Annotated in this window: 20 protein-coding genes; 14 read left to right on the plus strand and 6 right to left on the minus strand. The window is 38.2% G+C overall.

Translation table 11 applies throughout. The annotated features are described in order from the left end of the window. Positions 1-75 precede the first annotated feature (75 nt). From BG04_RS18950 to BG04_RS18985, 8 genes are all read left to right on the plus strand, one after another. Positions 76-1,401, plus strand: a complete 1,326-nt coding sequence (locus BG04_RS18950) for a GntP family permease (protein WP_034653297.1) — start codon at positions 76-78, stop codon at positions 1,399-1,401. Between the two features lie 84 nt (positions 1,402-1,485). Beyond that, positions 1,486-2,298 (plus strand): BtpA/SgcQ family protein, encoded by an 813-nt coding sequence (locus BG04_RS18955; protein ID WP_016763540.1) that lies wholly within the window; start codon positions 1,486-1,488, stop codon positions 2,296-2,298. Positions 2,299-2,316: 18 nt separating this feature from the next. Further along, the gene (locus BG04_RS18960) at positions 2,317-2,544 is read left to right on the plus strand and encodes an HAD family hydrolase (RefSeq protein ID WP_016763541.1); all 228 of its coding nucleotides are present in this window, start codon (positions 2,317-2,319) and stop codon (positions 2,542-2,544) included. 250 nt (positions 2,545-2,794) lie between these two features. Beyond that, on the plus strand, positions 2,795-3,775 hold the full coding sequence (locus tag BG04_RS18965; RefSeq protein WP_034653295.1) for a DUF3231 family protein: 981 nt from the start codon (positions 2,795-2,797) through the stop codon (positions 3,773-3,775). 140 nt (positions 3,776-3,915) lie between these two features. Continuing rightward, positions 3,916-5,172: an alkaline phosphatase gene (locus BG04_RS18970; protein ID WP_034653292.1), complete on the plus strand. Its 1,257-nt coding sequence runs from the start codon at positions 3,916-3,918 to the stop codon at positions 5,170-5,172. A gap of 142 nt (positions 5,173-5,314) precedes the next feature. Further along, a complete protein-coding gene (locus BG04_RS18975) occupies positions 5,315-6,055 on the plus strand; it encodes a DsbA family oxidoreductase (protein ID WP_034653288.1) in 741 nt (246 codons plus the stop codon). 200 nt (positions 6,056-6,255) lie between these two features. Then, positions 6,256-7,215 carry a S8 family peptidase gene (locus tag BG04_RS18980; protein WP_034653286.1) on the plus strand — a complete coding sequence of 320 codons (960 nt, stop codon included), beginning with the start codon at positions 6,256-6,258 and terminating at the stop codon, positions 7,213-7,215. Continuing rightward, complete coding sequence (locus tag BG04_RS18985) at positions 7,212-8,015, plus strand: endonuclease I family protein (RefSeq protein WP_034653284.1); 804 nt, start codon at positions 7,212-7,214, stop codon at positions 8,013-8,015. The genes BG04_RS18980 and BG04_RS18985 overlap by 4 nt, the downstream gene beginning before the upstream one ends. Positions 8,016-8,064: 49 nt before the next feature. On the opposite strand, the gene BG04_RS18990 is transcribed toward BG04_RS18985, so the two are convergent. Then, on the minus strand, positions 8,065-8,526 hold the full coding sequence (locus tag BG04_RS18990; protein WP_016763546.1) for a MarR family winged helix-turn-helix transcriptional regulator: 462 nt from the start codon (positions 8,524-8,526) through the stop codon (positions 8,065-8,067). Between the two features lie 279 nt (positions 8,527-8,805). On the opposite strand from BG04_RS18990, the gene BG04_RS18995 reads away from it, so the two are divergent. The 4 genes from BG04_RS18995 to BG04_RS19010 are packed head-to-tail and all read left to right on the plus strand — an operon-like array spanning position 8,806 to position 11,835. Then, on the plus strand, positions 8,806-9,444 hold the full coding sequence (locus tag BG04_RS18995) for a biotin/lipoyl-containing protein (RefSeq protein ID WP_013056227.1): 639 nt from the start codon (positions 8,806-8,808) through the stop codon (positions 9,442-9,444). A 33-nt stretch (positions 9,445-9,477) separates the two neighbouring features. Beyond that, on the plus strand, positions 9,478-11,103 hold the full coding sequence (locus BG04_RS19000; protein WP_034653282.1) for a DHA2 family efflux MFS transporter permease subunit: 1,626 nt from the start codon (positions 9,478-9,480) through the stop codon (positions 11,101-11,103). Positions 11,104-11,163: 60 nt separating this feature from the next. Then, a complete protein-coding gene (locus BG04_RS19005; protein ID WP_034653280.1) occupies positions 11,164-11,592 on the plus strand; it encodes a MarR family winged helix-turn-helix transcriptional regulator in 429 nt (142 codons plus the stop codon). Positions 11,593-11,637: 45 nt separating this feature from the next. Next, complete coding sequence (locus tag BG04_RS19010; RefSeq protein WP_016763549.1) at positions 11,638-11,835, plus strand: helix-turn-helix domain-containing protein; 198 nt, start codon at positions 11,638-11,640, stop codon at positions 11,833-11,835. 29 nt (positions 11,836-11,864) lie between these two features. Here the strand turns inward: BG04_RS19010 and ytzI are convergent, their stop codons facing one another. After that, complete coding sequence (ytzI, locus tag BG04_RS29875) at positions 11,865-11,999, minus strand: YtzI protein (protein ID WP_016763550.1); 135 nt, start codon at positions 11,997-11,999, stop codon at positions 11,865-11,867. 128 nt (positions 12,000-12,127) lie between these two features. Here ytzI and BG04_RS29880 point away from each other — a divergent pair, with 128 nt between their 5' ends. Then, positions 12,128-12,295, plus strand: coding sequence for a YfhD family protein (locus tag BG04_RS29880; RefSeq protein ID WP_013082434.1), 168 nt, complete (start codon positions 12,128-12,130; stop codon positions 12,293-12,295). A 90-nt stretch (positions 12,296-12,385) separates the two neighbouring features. Here BG04_RS29880 and BG04_RS19015 read toward each other — a convergent pair whose 3' ends face one another. The 4 genes from BG04_RS19015 to BG04_RS19030 all read right to left on the minus strand — a co-directional run bounded on the left by BG04_RS19015 (position 12,386) and on the right by BG04_RS19030 (position 16,200). After that, entirely contained in the window at positions 12,386-13,393 is a 1,008-nt protein-coding gene (locus BG04_RS19015) for a FecCD family ABC transporter permease (RefSeq protein ID WP_034653278.1), read from the minus strand. Continuing rightward, positions 13,390-14,400, minus strand: a complete 1,011-nt coding sequence (locus BG04_RS19020; protein ID WP_034653276.1) for a FecCD family ABC transporter permease — start codon at positions 14,398-14,400, stop codon at positions 13,390-13,392. Before BG04_RS19020 ends, BG04_RS19015 begins: the two co-directional genes overlap by 4 nt. A gap of 81 nt (positions 14,401-14,481) precedes the next feature. After that, entirely contained in the window at positions 14,482-15,405 is a 924-nt protein-coding gene (locus BG04_RS19025) for an iron-hydroxamate ABC transporter substrate-binding protein (RefSeq protein ID WP_016763553.1), read from the minus strand. After that, positions 15,406-16,200 carry an ABC transporter ATP-binding protein gene (locus tag BG04_RS19030; protein ID WP_034653274.1) on the minus strand — a complete coding sequence of 265 codons (795 nt, stop codon included), beginning with the start codon at positions 16,198-16,200 and terminating at the stop codon, positions 15,406-15,408. A gap of 189 nt (positions 16,201-16,389) precedes the next feature. On the opposite strand from BG04_RS19030, the gene BG04_RS19035 reads away from it, so the two are divergent. Beyond that, positions 16,390-17,439, plus strand: coding sequence for an NAD(P)/FAD-dependent oxidoreductase (locus BG04_RS19035; RefSeq protein WP_016763555.1), 1,050 nt, complete (start codon positions 16,390-16,392; stop codon positions 17,437-17,439). The last annotated feature ends 106 nt before the right edge of the window (positions 17,440-17,545 follow it).

The following is a 17,545-nucleotide window of genomic DNA, read 5'->3' on the forward strand; positions in this document are numbered from 1 at the left end:
TGCGAGAAGAATACATATTCTTTTCGCCTGAAAAAATGAGAGCGTTTACTAAATGGGGGAAAAGAGGAATTTAGTATGGATATGTATCTATTGCTTGTGACATGCCTAGCCATTGTTATTGTTGTATTAGGGGTCTCTTGGTGGAAGTGGCACGCTTTTATCAGCTTAACCGTTGCCAGTTTATTTCTGGCTATTATGTCAGGGCTTTCAATGGACAAAATTGTGGGAGCTTATGAAACAGGAGTCGGCAGTGTTTTAGGTCACCTTGTTGGAATCTTGGCGCTTGGAACGATTTTAGGAAAAATGATGTCAGACTCAGGTGCTGGCATGCAGGTCGCGGAGTTTTTTATTAGGTTTTTTGGAATCAAAAAGTTGCCGTGGGCGATGCTCTTTGCTGGCTTTATAATAGGCATTCCGGTTTTTTTTGAAGTCGGAATTGTTATTTTACTGCCGTTAGTAATTTCTATTCATAAAACAACAAGACAGAATATTCTACTAATTGCACTGCCTGTAATTGCAGGACTATCGATTGTACACGGTCTGGTGCCCCCCCATCCAGGAGCGATGACAGCCATTGGAATATATAATGCAGACTTAGGAAGAGTTTTGCTCTATTCATTGGTTATTGCTCTTCCAGCAGCAATAGTAGCAGGTCCTGTATTCGCAAAATGGGTGCATAAACGTGTGATTCCTGAAGGGGAACCTGAATTAATTCGTGTCAGCACTTCATCTGAAAAATTACCTAACACAGGTATTTCATTTTTCATTATCTTATTACCTGTGTTATTAATGGTGTTATCTGTTATGGCTCCGTATATACCGCTTTCTAGCTTTTTAACTAAATTTTTTGTATTTATCGGCAGCCCTGTCATCGCACTTTTAATTTCTTGCTTTGCCGCATTTTATCTTTTGGGCATGCGTCAGGGAATGAAGAAAGGTGTGATTAAAAAATTAGTGGAAGAATCTTTACTTCCGGTCGGATCTATTATTTTAATTATTGGAGCTGGAGGGGGATTTAAACAAATTTTAATTGATAGCGGTGTAGGTACATCAATTGCTCAAATGTCTGAGCAATTATCGCTTTCTCCTATTGTCTTAGCATTTATGGTAGCAGGATTAATTCGTATTGCTACAGGATCGGCAACCGTTGCATTAACAACAGCTGCGGGCATTGTTTCACCAATCATTGTGCATATGTCTGGAGTCAATCTGGAACTGCTGGTTATTGCGACAGGAGCAGGATCACTAATGTTCTCTCATGTAAATGACGCAGGCTTTTGGCTAGTAAAAGAATATCTAGGTCTAACAGTAAAAGAGACGTTTAAAACATGGACGGTACTAGAAACCCTGCTTTCGTTTATTGCTTTTGGAGGCGTTCTATTATTTGATGTTTTTATTTAAAAATTGCCTCCTTCTGATTATTTTGGAAGGAGGTTTACTAGTTGACTTGAAATATAGTATTTGTAGAATAAGGAGGCAATGTATATGACCTGGTTAAAAGAAATACTTGGAACAGAAAAAGCTATTATTGCTATGTGTCACTTGTTACCGTTGCCCGGAGATCCATATTTTAATAATGAAAAAGGCATGGACTATGTGGTAGAAATGGCAAGAAAGGATTTGCATGCTCTTCAAGAAGGCGGAGTGGATGCCATTATGTTTTCAAATGAGTTTAGCATGCCATATTTAACGGATGTTAAAACGGAAACTGTAGCTGCGATGGCCCGAATTATAGGTGAATTGATGTCGGAAATTAAAGTGCCTTTTGGGGTAAATGTATTGTGGGATGCTAAGAAATCTTTGGATTTAGCGGCTGCTACAGGGGCTAAATTTGTTAGAGAAATTTTTACAGGCGTATATGCAAGTGATTTTGGTACTTGGAATACCAACGTTGGAGAAACAATTAGACATCAGCATCGAATTGGGGCACAAAACGTTAAATTATTATATAATGTTGTCCCTGAATCTGCTGCGTATTTGGCTGAGCGGGAAATTGAAAGTATTGTTGCATCTACGGTATTTAATAATAGACCAGATGCACTATGTGTATCTGGATTAACAGCAGGGGCCAAGACGGACGTGCAGTTATTAATACGCGTAAAGGAGGCTGTTCCCAATACAATTCTACTTGTTAATACAGGAGTTAATTTCACTAATTTCAAAGAACAGTTATCTATTGCTGATGGGGCAGTTGTAGGTACAACATTTAAATACGACGGCAAATTTGAAAACCATGTGGATGTTGATCGTGTAAAAAAATTCATGGACAAAGTAAAAGTTTTTCGTGACAATCTTTAAATGAAAGAAGGGGTAAAGATGAATCAATTAGCTTTTATTTTTGATATGGATGGCGTAATTGTCGACAGTGAACCTGTATACCGCATCCGTAATAAAGATATCTTTAAAAAGCTAGGAATAGAAGTAGATGAGGATACACAGCTCAATTTCATTGGAGGAACAGCTAAAAGAAAATGGACAATATTAAAAGAGCAATTTTCACTGTCCTCACCCAATTTGGAGAATACAAACTATCTGGTCAATTAACTTTTATTGTAGCAACGATTTAATAAAAAACGAGCCTTTTCATATTAATTAGAATCTTAACTATACAAATTAAACGTAAAAACAGCTCTGTAATCGGAGCTGTTTTTTGTTGCCTGAAAAGCTGTTTGTTAGAGATTTAAATAAAAAAAGAATGTTGGATAGCATAATGATAAGTAAACGTACAATGAGTATGTTCTCTTTTGAACAATAAAAGCACTCAATAAAGCTGAAGAAGCGGAGGGAAGTAACAGTGCCTGACAAACCTAGTATTACCTCAAGTGAAATTGGAACGCTGTGGATGACATATCAGCAGAAAACGTTAATTATTTGCTTGTTAGATTATATGATTGAACATGCGGATGATGAAGATGCTAAAACAATTATGACGGACTTGCGTGAGCAGCTTATTATATACATACGAAAAATAAAAATAATATTTGAAAAAGAAGGAGCCATAGTGCCAACCGGGCTTTCATCTCAAGACGTAAACGTACAGGCTCCAAAACTATTTACTAATGGATTTGATATTATGTTTCTTCGTGTCATCAAAGAAATTAGTATGGGGATGTATACATTAAGTTTAGGCAAGGCCTACAGAGAAGATGTGGTGAAATTTTATCAGGATTTAACAAAAATTACGCAAGAGTGCTACGATTCCTGTACGCAGTACTTATTGAGAAAAGGAATTTTATCACGCCCACCCTATATTCCAATGCCAACTACCGTTGAGTTTGTTTCAGATAGAAAATATCTGAGCGGCTTAAATGTATTTGCGGACAAAAGAGTACTAAATACGATGGAGCTAGCGCAGATTTATCATGGAGTCGAAACAAACATTGTCGGGATGAAGTTAATGAAGGCTTTTTCTCAAACGGCTAAGGATACCGAAGTGAAAAAGCATTTTTTGAAAGGAAAAGAGGTCAGTAAAAAAATTATTACGCGACTTGAAGAAATAATTATACAAGACGATATTTCACCTTCTGTTGCCTCAACAGGAAGCATAACCACTTCTGAAACGCCTGCTTTTTCGGATCGTTTGATGCTGACATGCGATATTTTACTAAGTAACTTCAGTATTGGAAGTCAGGCGTTTGGAGCAGCATTTAGTTTTCGAAGAGATATTGTGGCTAAAATGATGCTGATAGGAGAAGATGCGTTTCAATATGCAAGCGAAGCAACAGAAATTATGATTAAAAAAGGCTGGCTTGAAGTTCCGCCAAGTATGGATTAGCTAAAATGAAAGCCTCTTTCATGCATTGTAAATGGAAGTTTATATGTCTTTACACACCTTTAACCTTTTATTCAAGTTGATTTAACAGACTGCGTGTACAGTTAAGTTATGTCAATAATAAACAGTAAAGGGTGTAAACAATGAAAAAACGTGCAATTGGAGCGGCAGTATTATCAGCGGTAACTGTAGCAGCGCTGGCATTTGGAACAAATTCACCAACAGATGCTAAAGCAGCTAAAGGCGTAAATAACCAAAAAGCTAAAAATGTTATTCTTTTTGTTGGAGACGGTATGGGTACCGACCATCGTGATGCAATCCGACTGGCCGCCGTAGGAGCAAATGGAAAGTTAGCAATGGATGATATGCCGGCAGTAGGGAGAGTCCATACATCTTCAGGAAATTCATTTGTTACGGATTCTGCAGCAGCTGCTACAGCCATGGCTTCAGGAGTTAAAAGTTATAATGGCGCTATTGGCGTAAATATGAAAGGAAAGCCTGTTCAAACAGTTTTAGAAAAAGCAAAATTAGCTGGGAAAACGACGGGGCTTGTGACAACAAGTCAAGTAACAGACGCAACTCCAGCTGCTTTTGGCGCACATGTTAAAGATCGAAGTGCTCAAAGTGACATCGCGAAGCAGTATCTTGAAAACAGTAAGATAGATGTGATTCTAGGTGGCGGAGAAGATTATTGGTACACAAAAGGAAATGAAGGTGCACACTCAGATGCCCCGCCAGAAGATAAAACTGAAGGAAGCAAAGGAACGCAAGGAAACTTAGTAAACAAAGCACAAAAACTTGGGTATACGTACGTTAATAACGAAAATGAATTAAAATATGCTAAGGGAACAAAATTGCTTGGTCTGTTTGCTAATGAAGAAATGTTTCAACAAGCTCCTGAAGGCCAAGGTGATGTGTACAACCCTCAAGTATCTCTAAAAGACATGACAAAAAAAGCAATCAATACGCTATCACAAAATAAAAAAGGGTTCTTTCTTGTAGTAGAAGAGGAGGCCATTGATGAAATGGCTCATAATAATAATGCTGAACTCATGATTAAAGCAGGTAAGCAGCTTGATGATACGGTGAAGATGGCTAAAGCTTATGCTAAAACACACCCAGACACTCTCGTATTAGTAACAGCTGACCATGCAACCGGAGGTTTAGCACTTGAAAAAGTAGACAATAAAGATAACGATGGAGATGAAGTATCAAAAGAAGATGGGCCATTTGCAATCGCTCATTCAAAAGAGCAGTTCGTTGCGGATTGGACAACTGAAGAGCATACGTCATCAGACGTTCCTTTAAATGCAATGGGTGCCGGCTCAGAAAGATTTACCGGAGTATATGAAAATACGTATTTACATGATGCTCTTCTAAAAGCAATGAATTTAAAATAGGTGAGATAAAAGCACCGTGTTGATTGAATACACTTAGTATGTAAATCAACACGGTGTTTTTGCTTTGTTTGAGCAAGTTATGATGGAGTTTCTTCAAAAGTATGCTACGATAAGAATTATCTTGAATTGAAGAGGTGTCACAATGAAAATAGAAGTTTGGTCAGATTTTGTCTGTCCTTTTTGTTATATTGGAAAGCGCCGATTAGAACAAGCGCTTCAGCAATTTGCACACAAAGATGATGTGCAGGTTGAATTTAAAAGCTTCGAGCTAGATCCAAATGCCCCAGTTAATACTGGCAAAACGATTAATGAAGCTCTTGCTGCTAAATATGGAATGACCATTGAACAAGCAAAACAAGCAAATGAAGGTATCGGGCAGCAGGCAGCTAGTGTGGGCTTATCCTTTAATTTTGACGATATGAAGCCAACTAATACATTTGATGCTCACCGCTTAGCTAAATTTGCAAAAGCTCAAGGAAAAGAAGCAGCCATTACAGAAAAACTCTTATATGCATACTTTACTGAATCAAAACATCTAGGTGAAGAAGAGACGCTGGTTGCTGTTGCAGAAGATGCAGGTCTTGACCGAGAAGAAGCACGTCAAATTCTCGCGGATAAAAACGCATACGCAAATGAAGTGCGCAGTGATGAAGCAACGGCTCAGCAATATGGCATTAGCGGTGTTCCATATTTTGTTGTTAATCAAAAATATGCGATTTCAGGTGCACAGCCAGTCGAAACATTTGTAGGAGCTCTCCAACAAGTATGGGAAGAAGAAAATCCGACTCCCGCTTTGAAGAGCCTTTCTCCAGAAGGCGCAGATGATGCCTTTTGTGCAGATGGTCAATGTGCCGTTCCTGATTCCTCTAAAAACCAACAATAAATAAAAAGCAGAAGCGGAAATTTCGCTTCTGCTTTTTATTTATTTGCAAAAAAATTCACAAAAACACAAACACACGTTCTGTTTTTGTGTTATAATAAGTTTAGAAGCAACAAACCTCGATGAGTAAGCTCCAAAAATAAGCGATTAAAAGTGATCCCACCATGAACTAGCTTCCATTTAATCCTGCAGGGGGAATCTGAATGAAAAGCAAAGTGCGCATTATCCCATTTCAAGTAGTTGAACAATTGAATCAATTTAATGAAGTCCCAGAAGGAGTCGCTCTAATTGGAGCAGAGCAAGTATGGAAGCAAACAAAGGGACGGGGAATAACCATAGCGGTTTTGGATACCGGCTGTGATGTTACACATCAAGATTTGCAGGAGCGAATTATTGGAGGAAAAAACTTTACACAAGATGATCAGCAAAATCCAGATATTTTTCAAGATTATAATGGTCACGGCACTCACGTAGCAGGCACAATTGCAGCAGCGCATAATGGAACGGGTGTTGTAGGAGTGGCTCCTGAAGTGGGCTTACTTATCCTAAAAGTACTTGATGGAAATGGTTCAGGTCAATACGAGTGGATTATTCAAGGTATTAACTACGCCATCGAGCAAAAAGTAGATATCATTTCGATGTCGCTTGGAGGTCCGTCGGATGTGCCTGAGCTGCATGAAGCGATTCAAGATGCTGTTGATCAGAATATTTTAGTTGTCTGCGCAGCGGGAAATGAAGGAGATGGAGAAGGCTCCACAGATGAGTTTGCGTACCCTGGCTCATATAATGAAGTGATTACCGTAGGAGCTGTTGATTTAGAGAAACGATCTTCGGTATTTTCCAACTCAAACAACGAAGTAGATGTAGTAGCTCCGGGAGAGAAGATCGTATCAACTTACTTGAATGGAAAGTATGCCGCACTGAGCGGAACCTCTATGGCAACACCTCACGTAGCAGGGGCCTTAGGATTGATAAAAGTTCTTTCAAATGAAATGTTTGGAAGAGAACTTACAGAACCAGAGCTTTATGCACAGTTAATCAGAAGAACCCTTCCATTAAATGAATCACCAAGAGAAGTAGGAAACGGATTTGTGCACTTGACCGTTGTTGAAAAGCTGTTGCGTGAAATTCAAAGTCAAATGACTTCAGAGGTGATCAGATGAGAAGCAGTTTAGATATGTTAATGATGGAAAAGCAGCAGGCAAAAGCTCTTTATCACGAATACGTAAACAATCGAAGTTATTATGATGAAAAGACGGATGAAGAAAATAAAAATCTTTATTATCAAGATACGCTCTTTGAAAGAGAAGCCATGCAAACTTTGTTAACGGAAACGCATCAGCATTTGCTAAGTTATTCGCCGCATAAATATGTATATCCATGGGTGGATCTACAGGAGAATGGGGAGCTGAAAAGTCTATACTCAGGGAAAGGGATGGATCCGTTAGAAACTATACAGCAAGATATTGATCAACTTCAATCGTTTAGTAACTCCTCTCTTTCAAGCAATGACATACTGCTAAACTGTGAGCACGTTGTCCCGCAATCTTGGTTTGGAAAACACGAGCCTATGAGAGGTGACCTGCATCATTTATTTGCGTGTGAACCTTCTTGCAACAGCCGAAGAGGTAATTCTTCTTATATTGACTTCGCGGATTATACGCCGGAAGTAAAGCAATCAGATGTGAAAGAAGGATGTGGCAAAGCAGAAAAAGGTAAGTTTGAACCTGAATATGGAAAAGGAATTGTGGCTCGATCAACTCTTTATTTTTTAATTCGCTATTATAATAAAATTGACTCTTCGCGAGTAGATCTTCCTCTTTTACTAAAATGGCATGAAGAATTTACTGTTTCACTTTATGAAAAACATCGCAATGCAGCAATCTTTGAGTTGCAAGGCAACCGAAATCCTTTTATCGATTTTCCTGACAAAGCAGGTGCGTTAATGAGTTCTGCTTTCTAAAATAGCGAAGAGCTCCGCTTCAATTCGAAGCGGAGCTCTTTTGGATAATCTAATATGAAAATCCATATTTATCACTTAAAAGGGCGTCCATTTTATTTAATAAGCGAAAATATTCTTCTTGTTCTTCTACACTTAGAGCTGCTAGCATATCTTTTAAAAATCCATTTCGCTTCTCTGTAATCATTGAAACAAGTTTCTTTGATTCATCGGTCAATGAAACCCACACGACTCTCCGGTCTTTTTCGTCTCGCACGCGCTGAATGAGAGATTCTTCTTCCAATTGATTTAATAAGCTAGTTGTAGCGCCCGAGGTTAAGTGAAGTTTATTTGAAATATCTGCTACCATATACTTTGTGCCGCTGGCAATGTAGTTTAAGATATAAAATTTAGTGGGTGTTAAGTGATAAGGCTGTGTTTTTAATGTTTCTTCGACTAAATGTCGCATATATTGAAAAAAAGATGTGTTAATTTGATAAAGGTGTTCAATTTTTGAATCTAAATTGTTATCCATGCTAGCTTCCATCTCCTTGTACACTACGGACGTATATAAACTAACTCTAAAATAAAATGAAACAATTGTAAAGGATGGCAATGATTATCTTTAACCACCATTATTATTTTTAAATTAATACCTTTACGAAAAAATATCTTTATGATAAAGTTATTTAGGTGGTTAACCAAATAGATGATTGTAAAGAAACATATCTCATAATAGATGGAGATAATATCTTTATGAAAAAGCTATATAAAAAAGTAATTTCATTAGTGAAGTATTAAGGAGGAGTAATGAATGTCTAGAAGTCGCTTAATGGTAACAAATTTTATTGGAATCATCGTTATTTTAGCTTTATTAATTGGAGGAGGATATTATTACGTTCAAAAATCCAACTATATTACAACGGATAACGCTAAAGTATCTGGAGATGTATACAATGTAGTTGCACCTGCAGCAGGTAAAGTAGCAAGCTGGACAGTAGAAGAAGGAAATGATGTATCAAAAGATGCTGAAATTGCTAAGATTCAAGCTGAAAAAGGCTCTGTAGCTGCTACAGTACCAGCAGATGGAAAAATTATTCAAACAAACGTAAAAGAAAATCAAATGGTTCAAGCTGGACAGCAAATTGCAACCGAAGTAGATATGAAAGACCTATTTATCGTAGCAAATATTAAAGAAGATCAGCTTAAGGATATTAAAGAAGGCGACGATGTAGATGTAACGGTAGACGGAGACAGCAGTGCAAAAATCGACGGCAAAGTCGAAGAAATTGGATATGCAACCAATTCACTTTCATCTTTAACATCGAACTCAAGCTCAGATGGAAACTACACAAAAGTATCTCAAACGGTTCCTGTAAAAATTTCTATTTCTAATTATTCAGAGCATGTACTGCCAGGTATGAACGCCGAAGTAAAAATTTCGAAAGACTAATTCTTACTACAACAGTTCAAGAAGGGAGGAAATATGATGACAGCCAGTATAGAAAACACAAGTGATGGATCCATCAAAAAGCATATTCCGCTATTGATTGTTTTAATGCTTGGTTTGTTTCTTGCGATATTAAACCAAACGTTACTGAACGTGGCCATCCCGCATTTGATTACTGAGTTTGGCGTAACGGCAAATACAGCTCAGTGGTTGTTAACTGGATATATGCTTGTGAACGGGGCATTAATTCCGCTTTCAGCTTTTTTAATTGAACGATTTGGTGTGCGTCGCTTGTTCTTATTTGCAATGTTTTGTTTTACAGTAGGATCATTGATTTGCGGAATTGCACCTACGTTTTCGATTATGCTTACCGGCCGTTTAATTCAAGCTATTGGCGGAGGTGTCTTATCGCCTCTTGTTATGACCATTATTGTGTTTATTTTCCCTCCTCACATGCGAGGAAAAGGGATGGGGATTTTTGGTTTAGCCATGATGTTCGCACCGGCTATTGGACCAACGTTATCTGGATGGGTTATTCAAAACTATGATTGGCACATCCTTTTTAACGGCATGGTGCCATTAGGTGCCATTGTATTAATTATTGCTTTCTTTCAATTAAAAGACATTCAGCCTCCAAAGGATGTAAAAGTTCACATGCCTTCTGTTGTGACATCACTTGCAGGTATGGGATTATTGCTTTACGGATTTAGTGAAGCTGGAAATGACGGCTGGACGGATTCAGTTGTTCTTTCTACAATCATTGGCGGGGCAGTTCTTTTAATTATATTTGTTCTTCAACAAATTAAATCTGAAAAGCCGCTATTGGATATGCGCGTGTTTAAATATAATATTTTTTCACTATCAAATATTATTAGTATTGCGATTACAATCAGTATGTACGCAGGTATGTTCTTGCTTCCAATTTACTTGCAAAATATCCGCGGATATTCTGCTTTTGATTCAGGGCTGCTGCTGCTTCCTGGCGCACTTGTTATGCTGGTTATGTCGCCGATTTCAGGTACATTGTTTGATAAAGTTGGACCTCGTCCGCTAGCAATCGTTGGTATGCTCATTACATCTATTTCAACGTTTGAATTTACGAAGCTGACGATGGCTACACCGTTTACTCATATTTTAGCGATTTATATTATCCGCTCGTTCGGTATGTCACTCTTAATGATGCCGATTATGACAGCCGGTTTGAATCAGCTTCCGCAGCGACTAAGCAGTCACGGAACATCAATGTCTAATACGCTTCGTCAAGTAAGTGGTTCAATTGGTATTAGTTTAATGACGACCATTTTTACGAATCGTACAACGTATCATGTAAATGAAATCAGCAGTTCCATGAATACGTCTGATCCATTCTTTATGAACAGCTTTCATTTATTTGTACAAAAGGTAGCTGCTACTTTGCATTTATCACAAGATGCGGCTCAGCAGCAAGCGCTGACGATTTTATCTGGAAAAATGACGCAGCAAGGTACGATCCAAGGTATTAACGATGCCTTTTACTGGGCAACAGCAATTTCTGTTATCGGTTTAATTCTAAGTTTCTTCCTTCGTGACGTACGTAAAGATAAAGTAGTCCAAGAAAAGAAATCAGAAGCTCAAGAGGAAGATATTCGTATGCTTCCAGCTCCTAAAAGTATAAATTCATAAGGTGCTATAGAATCAAAAGTTCCTCATAAAAATGTTGGAGAGAAAGGGGTGGTGAGGTGGATGGATCCATTGATATTTGGTGAAGAAATTCAAAGAATTTCAATATCTTTAAACAAAAAAGTAATGACAAATGTAAAAAGCCTTTTACATCATTACGGAATTACCCCTTTTCAATATCATATTTTACTGATTGTTGAACGTGCACGTACAATGCCTGTCACCAAAGTGGCAGACGAGATAAAGGCGAGCCCAAGTGTTATTACAGCATCGATTACACGTTTGTATGAATTGAATCTTGTGGAGCGCTACCATTCAAAAAGAGATCGGCGTAAAGTTATGGTCGAGCTTACAAACAAAGGGAAACAAGTGATTCAAGCTGCTGAAAAAGACATGCAGCAAGGGGTTGAAAAACTGTTTGCTTGCTATAAAGAAGAAGAACAGCAGCAATTTCTCACGCTCTGTCGACAGCTAGATGAACATGTGACTTGAACTTGAGTAGAAAAAAGTATATTGAGTTAAGCGGAGTGAGTGTAAATGAATAAAGAAATGGTAAAAAACATTCGGAAAAACTACAATATGAATCAGCGAAACTTTGCTCAAGCAGTGAACTGCAGCTTTTCTTTAATTGCACTGGTTGAAGTGGGGAAGCGAAGAGTAACAAAAAACTTGGAAGACAAAATTAAGCAAGCATTTCAATTGAACGATGATGATTTAAAAACACTGCAAGGTTAATACAAAAAGTAGGTGTGAAACGAGCGCACCTACTTTTTTTCGTCTTGTTTTTTTGTAAGCGGATCTACCGTATGTTTGTAATCATAAGCTTTCGAAGTAGTAACTATGCATAGCAGTAAAATAACAAATACAATGATAATAGAGAGTGTAATAATGATGATCATATAAAACGTCCTTTCTTTTTCTTATTACGTATGCTTTCGGTCTTATTGGTAAAATTCCTTCTTTCTCCACATAGTGCAGAAACGACAAACGCATACTAGTAACAGTCTAGAATAAAGGAGTGTTTATAATGAATGAAAAAGAGTTGAAAAAACAATTAAAAAAGGTAGCGGATTATCCTGCATCTAAAGCAGATGGAGTAGACGAAGAGTTTTCTCGTGAATTAGCAGACCAAGACGATTTAGAAGCTCAGGCTAGAGCGAACGCTGCAGATGAGAGACAAAAAAAGCAAAAATAAAGCTGAGATAAAAGTATTTTAGCCCAAGTGAAAAACGACCCACTAATTGAAATGTTTGATTAGTGGTTCGTTATTTCTCAGCCTCGTTTATTATCTTTTCAAAAGCAAATAAATAAAGTAAGGAGCACCGATTACGGCAGCAATAATTCCTGCTGGTAGACCGTTAGGATCGGCAATGTTATGTCCTATTGTATCTGCAATCAGCAAAAGCCAGCCGCCAAGTAAAATAGCAACGGGAATAAAAAGCTGGTTTCTCGGTCCGACTAAGCCTTTGGCAATATGAGGAGCAAGAAGCCCAATAAAGGCAACCCCGCCTGTAACTGAAACTGCGGCTGCCGCTAATGCAACCGCTGCTAAAAGCAATGTTACACGTTCTTTCTCTATAGCGATGCCGACTCCAATAGCTGCAGCTTCATTTAAGTTAAAAATATTTAATGAATTTGCTTTGTACAATATAAAAGGAATCAAGACAAGAAGCCAAGGCAGAAGTGCCCATATAAAAGGCCAGTCTGTCCCCCAAATGTTTCCTGCAATCCATTTAGCAATAAAATCAACTTTAGCATGATCAGCTGATGACATAATCACCACCATCATTCCAGAAAGAGCCATCGAAAAACCTACGCCTGTTAAAATAAACTTTACAGGCTGCAGCCCTTGGCTTTTACTATATGCACAAAGGTAGATAAGGCCAGCTGTAAACAAGGCGCCGATGAACCCTACTAACGGAAGAGCATACACGAAAGAGCCAGCTTCAATTGGAAAAAATAAAAAGAATACGGCAATTGCGAGGCCTGCTCCCGAATTAATTCCTATAATTCCAGGTTCCGCTAAATCATTGCGCGTAACACCTTGTAAGATAGCGCCTGATAAAGCTAGAGCCATTCCTGCTAAAAGAGTAATGATAATTCGCGGAAGTCGAATTGAAAAAAGAACAAACTCATCCGCAAAATTCCCTTTGCCAAAAAGAGTAGGAAACACTTTATTATAAGGAAGGGAGGCATCACCAAGCCCCACTCCTATCACAATCGTTCCAAGAATCAAAACAGTGAGCAGCATCATAATTATTCGTTGTTTTCTAATAAGGGCTGGGTGGATCATGAGAATGCTTTTCCTCCTTTACGAACAATGATTAAAAAGAAAGGTAAACCAATCATGGATACAACTGCTGCTATTGGTGTTTCATAAGGCGCACTTACGGTTCGGCCCAACGTATCAGCGAGCAGCATAAACGCTGCGCCAGTGATAGCCGACATAGGGATAATATAACGATAGTCGGTTCCTACAATTCCTCGTACAATATGAGGAATCATCAAGCCGATAAACACCATGTTTCCGACTAGCGCAACAGAAGCACCTGCAAGAAGAACCATGACAACAAATAAAATGGTTTTGACCTTTGTTGTTTGCTGACCTAACCCCACAGCAACTTCTTCATTTAAACTTAAAATAGTAAGCTGCCGAGAAAGCAAAAGGGCAATGAATATACCTCCGACAATAAAGGGAACAATGATTTGAAGCTGTTCCCAAGAAGTGCCTACCATTCCGCCAGCAGTCCACATCGATACATCTTTTGAAATTTTAAAATAAATACCGACGCCTTCTCCAATCGCATAAAGAAACGCTGAAACGGCAGCCCCGGCTAGTACAATTCGAAGCGGAGAAAAACCACCTCTTTTTATAGCAGCAATTCCAAACACCAAAATTGCGCCAACCGCAGCTCCAATAAAGCAAGCAATCGTAATACCTAAATAATTTACAGAAGGGATAAAGGCAATGGTTACAGCTAAAGCTGCATTTGCGCCAGAAGTTAAGCCTAAAAGTCCTGGATCTGCAAGAGGATTTTTTGTCATACCTTGCATAATCGCCCCTGATACTGATAAAGCAGCGCCAACAAAAGCAGCGGCGATTTCACGAGGTAGGCGAATATCTCGGATGATCGAAATCTGTTCGTTTACACTGCTTGATGAAAGTGCTAGCCACACATCTTTTATCGATATGTCAGCAGCACCAAAAACCATGGAAAGACCAAACATTACGATGAATACGAGCAGCATACCTATTAATTTATATAAGAAAGGAATGAACCGCTGATTGTCTATTTTCATAAAACACCCATCTTTTCATATAAGAATAAATTTAGTAAAACAAAGTAAGAGGAATTCTAAAAAGAATTCCTCTTGAATGAATTACTTGCCAAGAAATTTTTGAGTAAAGAAATCTAGTTGATAATCTAATGTGATTGGATCATTAAAATAAAATTCTTTTGCATTTGCTTCAAATACGTGATTATTCTTTACAGCAGGAATATTTTTGTACGTATCTGTTTTCTCAAATGATGTATCTCCATCTTGGTTTTTGCTGAAGATTAAATAATCTCCGGCATATTCAGGAAGAACTTCTGGCGAAATCGCATAGTATCCATCTTTCAAAGCCATTTTCTTTACTTTCTCTGGCATTTTTAATTTCATTTCTTGATAAAGAATTTCCGTTCCGCGTCCCCAGTTATCGCCAAACACATACAACTGCTTGTCAAAGTTCTCAATAACTGAAACCGTGGTATCTTCGCCAATTTTAGCTTTGATGTCAGAACCAGCTTTTGCCGTACGCTTTTTAAAATCGTTTACCCATGACTGTGCTTCTTTTTCTTTATTTAATAGTTTTCCGATTTCTACATGCTGAGTAAGGTAATCTACTTTATCGTATGTATACGTAACGGTAGGAGCAATTTTTTTCAATTTATCAACGTTTTTTGTAGTAGATAAGCCAATAATTAGGTCGGGCTTTAATTTAATGATCTTTTCTAAATTTTCATCTGATACTTCTTCAACGCCTTTTAATTTCTTTTCAAAGCGGGGATTCATTTTAGACCACGAATCAACTCCGACAATATTGACACCTAACGACATGACGTTACCTGCGTAAGAGCCTAACACTACGACACGTTTCGGGTTAGCCGGAACTTTTACAGGACCGTCTTCAGATTGATATGTGATTGTCTTGGATCCGCTGTTTCCTTTATTAGAATCGTTTTTGCTTTCAGTTGAACCGCTGCTGCAGGCACTAATAAGTAGTACGAATATGAGCATGAATGGAAGCAGTAATTTTTTCATTTAGTTATCTCCTCTTAATAAGTTATACGTGATGCACATTGGTTTATTGGTTCTCGGGTCTCGTCCGATTTCAGCGTCGATATGAAACACTTTTTTTAGAACGTCATGCGTAATAACTTCGTTACACGTTCCAGCTTTAACAATTTCTCCATCTTTTAAAGCGATAATATAATCTGCAAAGCGAGCGGCTTGATTTAAATCGTGAAGCACCATTACGACGGTACGTTCTTGCTCTTTGTTTAGTTTTTGAAGCAGCTCAAGCACTTCTAACTGATGGGCCATATCTAAGTAGGTAGTCGGCTCGTCGAGGAATATAATGTCGGTTTCTTGAGCTAAAGCCATTGCAATCCACACTCGCTGACGTTGACCGCCTGAAAGAGAGTCAACGAGACGAAACTTGTAGTCTTTTATGCCGGTGACTTCAAGCGCCCAGTCAATCGTTTGATAGTCTTCTTTTGATAGACGTCCAAAACCTTTTTGATAGGGAAAGCGCCCATAAGACACGAGCTCGCCAACAGTCAACCCACTGGCACTTTCCGGCGTTTGAGGGAGAATGGCCATTTTTTTAGCGAGTGATTTTGTATGTTCTTTTGAAATGTTTTCCCCATCTAAAATAACGGAACCAGATTGATGAGAAATAATGCGGGTAATGGCTTTTAAAAGCGTTGATTTGCCGCATCCGTTGGAACCAATAATCGTTGTAATCTTTTTGTCTGGAATGTTAACGCTTAAATTCTTTACTATTAGACGTTCACCATAACTAATATGTAATTTCTCTGTATATAGGCGAACCATATCTGAACCTCCGTTTATATTTAATACAACAAATATATGATAATGATTATCAATATCGTTTTCTTTACATACTATAATTCGAACGTTTTCGTATGTCAATAGTTATTTTTATTGTCAAAACGGTGAAGAAGATGTATATTTAAATGAGAATGATAATCAATAACGGTTGATTATAAGGAGTGAACGTGCATGACACACCATGAACTTTTTGATGTGACAATTATCGGCGGGGGACCGGCTGGCCTTTACTCGGCCTTTTACAGTGGACTAAGAGAAATGAAAACAAAGCTGATTGAATATCAGCCAAAGCTAGGCGGGAAGCTTCACGTTTATCCTGAAAAAATGATTTGGGATGTGGGCGGACAAACTCCTGTGGCTGGTGCAAAGCTTATTGAACAGCTTGTTGAACAAGGGCTGACGTTTGATCCAACTGTTGTTTTAAATGAGAAGATTGAATCCATTTCTCGCTTAAAAGATGGTATTTTCCAGCTAACGAGTTCTTCAGGTGAACATCATTACTCTAAAACTATTATCCTTGCTGTCGGAGGAGGTATTTTAAACCCGCAAAAGCTCAAAATTGAAGGAGCAGAACGATTTGAAGTAACAAACTTAAACTATACAGTTAAATCTCTGCAGCATTTTAAAAATAAAACGGTGATTGTTTCCGGTGGAGGCAATTCAGCCATTGATTGGGCAAATGAGCTAGAGCCCGTTGCTAAAAAAGTGTATATTACGTACCGAAACAGCGAACTAAATGGTCATGAAGCACAAGTGAGACAATTAATAAATAGCTCAGCTCGGTGTCTGCTTAACACATCTATTACAAAATTAGTGGCTGATGCGACGCATGAATTTATAGAAAAAGTTGAACTGACTAATCATCAAACCGGTGAAATTGCTTACTTGCCGATTGACGAAGTTATTATTAATCACGGCTATGAAAGAGACACAGAGCTGTTAAAGGGCAGTGAACTACATATCAAAACTATTGATGACTATTACATCGCAGGTAATGCAGCAAGCGAAACGTCTGTAGAAGGCGTGTATGCAGCGGGAGATATTCTCATGCACGAAGGAAAAGTCCATTTGATTACAGGTGCTTTTCAAGACGCTGCTAATGCCGTAAACAAAGCAAAAAAATTCGTTCAGCCCTCTGCTGCTAAGGCGGCTATGGTTTCTTCTCATAATGAAGTATTCAAAAAACGTAATTCAGCACTAATTAAACAAATGATGAAGTAAAGCGAGGTGCAGGGTGCATGTCGCTTCTTTCTCTACGGTGGAATTATCTACATGGAGAGGCAGGGAACGAAAAAAGAAAAGAGAAATATAATAAAAGAAAACGCTT

Source organism: Priestia megaterium NBRC 15308 = ATCC 14581, assembly GCF_000832985.1.
Taxonomy (GTDB): domain Bacteria; phylum Bacillota; class Bacilli; order Bacillales; family Bacillaceae_H; genus Priestia; species Priestia megaterium.